Raw genomic sequence first — 3,613 nt, forward strand, 5'->3', positions numbered from 1 at the left:
GGTCGATCGCTTCCTCGATGCGGGAAACAACCAACGGCCAATCGTGATCGTCGACGCTGATGTCCATTCAAAGCTTGAATCACAATCAGCCAGAAAGGGGAATCCATTATCTTAGCGCCTATGGGCGCAGGCCGGGATCTCGATCAGGAAAAGACACCTCTTTCGTCACAAGATCCCGGCCTTCGCCGGGATGACGAGAATTTGGAAATCGTGGGGGCAGCGGTCCCGGTCAAGCCCCCCTCGGCCACGCCAGTGTGTCCTCAATCATGAATCCGTTCGACCGGCGTTCCGGTTGAAAAAACGGCACCACGACGGCTGACCGGGGCGATCATCTGATCCTGTCGATTTCAGTTTCGACCGCCGCGACCGCGGCCGCGGCGAAGGCTCCGTTGAAATCGTGTCCGGCCCCGGGCACGGGCTGGAAGACGGCATCGACGCCCCGCCCGGACAGGCTGGCGACATAATCTTCGGCGAGGGTGGGGGCGGTATTCTCGTCCGCCGTGCCGGTCAGCGCGCGAACATGGGTGGTGGCCGGAACGTCGTCGACGAAGGCTTGCGGCGACTGGCTGAAATTCCACGGGCGCCGTCCCTGCATTTCGCGCCAGCGCAGGATATCGCAGGGACAGGCGGCCAGGATCGCCGTGTCGACCAGACCCGGGTGGCGCGCGATGACGACACCGAGCTGCGCCGCGCCCCCGGAATGGCCGAGGGCGACAAGTGGCACCCCCGGCAATTTCACGGCCTGAAGCGCCACCGCCACCAGATCGTTGTTCTCTTCCGTATAGTGATCCCGGCGACCATTGTTCGATCCCGGACTGACCAGTCCCACCGAATCCTCGTAACCGGGCCTCAGCACCGCATAGACGGACGCGCCCGGGTGACGCTGCGCGATGCCCTCGGCCACCGGATAGAGATAGTCCGCCGGCCCGCCCCGCGATACGTCGCCATGCAGCAGGACGACCGTGACCTTGGTTCCGGCGCCGAAGCGCTTGCCCGCGAGGGGGCCGATCTCGTCGGCCCGGGCGCCCGTGCCCGACATTGCGACCACCAGAAGCCCTAAGGCGGCAAAACCGAACGCCAAGCGCATGGACACCCCTCCCCCGTTCACGCAGCTTCAGAATGCCTCCAAAGACGCATCGGCGAAACACCGCCGGGAGAAAGTCTACGGTCTGCTCACCCGATCCCGGACCAGAAGCCCGAGCAGCAAGGCGTAGAAAGCGCCGGTCAGGATCGCGACGGGCAGGGAGACCGGGCTGGTCTCCACCGCGCCCACGGTCGCGAGGACGAGAATGCCGGTGGCGTCCAGCGGCGCCGAGCCGCGATCCTCGGCGCTCACGGAAATGAAGAGGATGGCGAGGGGATTGGCCAGCACGGCGGCGAGCGCGCCCAGCGCCGCGCCTCGGCCGGGCGATGGCGCGGGGGCCTTGCCGAAGCCCAGGTACCAGACGAGCGCGGCTGCGACGAAGGTACCGGCCAGCGCCGGCAGCGCGGTTTCCTGCAAGGCGAGGGCGAGGCCGGGAAAGAGCTGCAGCGCGAGGGCGAACAGCCCGGCGCCGAGGGCGCCGAAACCAAGGGCCGAAAGAGCGCGGATCAACGGCGGCCCCGCGGCCGCCACTGGGCCGAGAGCTGGCGCGTGATCAGGCCGGCCACGATGGCGGCGGGCCAGCCCACGACCATGGCGTAAGCCATGCCGTTGGCGAAACCGGTGAACACCGTCAGGATGCCGCCGCCGCCGATCACGCCCTTGATCGCGGCATAGGCGAGCCAGCCGGCCAGGGCCGTCGCCAGCGCCGTGACCACCACCGTGCCATTGTCGATGGCGCCGCGCCGGGGCGACAGGCTGAACCATGCGCCGGCCCCGAGGGCGAGGGCGATCACCATATAGGGCAGGGCCGAGAGCGGCGCCTCGAGGGTCAAGGCGACCAGGCTGAACAAGGCGCCATAGGTGGCGGATTCCGCCATACGCAGCTTGTGGGCGATGCGGCTGCGCGGCCCGATCACCGGGCCGCCGCTGCCGGATTTCTTCACGGTGACGGGCTTCGCGGGGCGGCGGAAGGGAATCACCTCCGCCGACGCGCGCTCGGGCGTGCCGGCGCCCTGGCCATCATTCTGGTCGGATCGCCGGTCGTTCATCGCATCACATCTGCCGGATGCCGCCGTTGACGCCGAGCGCGGCCTCGCGGATCGCTTCCATCTCGGTCGGGTGGGCGTGGCTGGTACGGGCCAGATCCTCGGCCGCGCCGCCGAATTCGATCGCGGTCACGACTTCGGCGATCATGTTGCCGGCGTCGGCCCCGATGATATGGGCGCCCAGGATGCGATCGGTCGCCGCATCGGCGATCACCTTCACGAATCCCTCGGTCTGGCCGTTGGCCTTGGCGCGGGCATTCGCCGTGAAGGGGAACTTGCCGATCTTGTAGGCGATGCCGGCCTTCTTCAGCTCTTCTTCCGTGCGGCCGACATTGGCGATTTCCGGCATGGTGTAGATGACGCCGGGGATCGCGTCGTAATTCACATGGCCGTGCTGGCCGGCCATGATCTCGACCGCCGCGACGCCTTCTTCTTCCGCCTTGTGGGCCAGCATCAGGCCGCCGATCACATCGCCCACCGCATAGATATGCGGGACATTGGTGGCGTAATGAGCATCGACGGGGATAAAGCCGCGCTCGGTGGTGGCGACACCGGCCGCCCCGAGGTTGAGCCCGTCCGTATAGGGCCGGCGGCCGACCGCGACGAGGACGATATCGGCGTCCAGCACCTTCTCGTCACCGCCCGCGACCGGGACCACGGTGACCGTGGCGCCCTTCTTGGTCGGCTTCACGCCGGTCACCTTGTGGGACAGCATGAACTCGAAGCCCTGCTTGCCGAGGATGCGCTGGAAATTCTTGGAAATCTCGCCGTCCATCGCCGGGGTGATGCGATCGAGGAATTCGACCACCGTCACGTCGGCGCCCAGGCGCTTCCACACCGAGCCGAGCTCGAGGCCGATGACGCCGCCGCCGATGACGATCAGTTTCTTCGGCACCTTGGTCAGCGAAAGGGCGCCCGTCGAGGAGACCACGGTCTTCTCGTCGATGGTGATGCCCGGCAGCGACGAGACGTCGGAGCCGGTGGCGATCAGCGTGCGCGCCGCCTTGACCACCCGGCTGGCGCCGTCATTCAGGGTGACGTCGATCGTATCGGCGCCGGCGAAGCGGGCGGTGCCGACGATATAGGTCACCTTGTTCTTCTTCATGAGGAACTCGATGCCCTTGGTCAGCTCGCCGACGACCTTGGCCTTATGCGCCATCATCGCGTCGAGATCGACCGAGACATTCTCCGCCCTGATGCCGAATTTGGCGAAGCCGTGCTGCGCCTCGTCGAACAGTTCGGTCGCGTGCAGCAGCGCCTTCGAGGGAATGCAGCCGACATTGAGGCAGGTGCCGCCCAGGGTGCCGCGCTTCTCGATGATCGCGGTCCTGAAGCCGAGCTGGCCGGCGCGGATCGCCGCCGTGTAACCGGCGGGGCCACCGCCGATGATCACGAGATCGAAGGCATCCTCGCCCGAGACGGCGACGGCCGAAGGACCGGCGGGCGCGGCCACCGGCGCGGGGCTAGCCACCGGGGCGGGCGC

General features: G+C 67.5%; 4 protein-coding genes. All 4 read right to left on the reverse strand.

Going from position 1 to position 3,613, the window contains the following annotated elements; translation table 11 throughout:
• Positions 1-328: 328 nt before the first annotated feature.
• Positions 329-1,087 carry an alpha/beta hydrolase family protein gene (locus WAZ62_RS21990; RefSeq protein ID WP_422645658.1) on the reverse strand — a complete coding sequence of 253 codons (759 nt, stop codon included), beginning with the start codon at positions 1,085-1,087 and terminating at the stop codon, positions 329-331.
• A 75-nt stretch (positions 1,088-1,162) separates the two neighbouring features.
• Entirely contained in the window at positions 1,163-1,594 is a 432-nt protein-coding gene (locus tag WAZ62_RS21995) for a hypothetical protein (protein WP_422645659.1), read from the reverse strand.
• Entirely contained in the window at positions 1,591-2,133 is a 543-nt protein-coding gene (locus WAZ62_RS22000; RefSeq protein WP_422645660.1) for a hypothetical protein, read from the reverse strand. Before WAZ62_RS22000 ends, WAZ62_RS21995 begins: the two co-directional genes overlap by 4 nt.
• A gap of 4 nt (positions 2,134-2,137) precedes the next feature.
• Positions 2,138-3,583: a dihydrolipoyl dehydrogenase gene (lpdA, locus tag WAZ62_RS22005; protein ID WP_422645661.1), complete on the reverse strand. Its 1,446-nt coding sequence runs from the start codon at positions 3,581-3,583 to the stop codon at positions 2,138-2,140.
• Positions 3,584-3,613 lie beyond the last annotated feature (30 nt).

Source organism: Zavarzinia sp., from assembly GCF_049306435.1.
Classification (GTDB): Bacteria; Pseudomonadota; Alphaproteobacteria; order Zavarziniales; family Zavarziniaceae; genus Zavarzinia.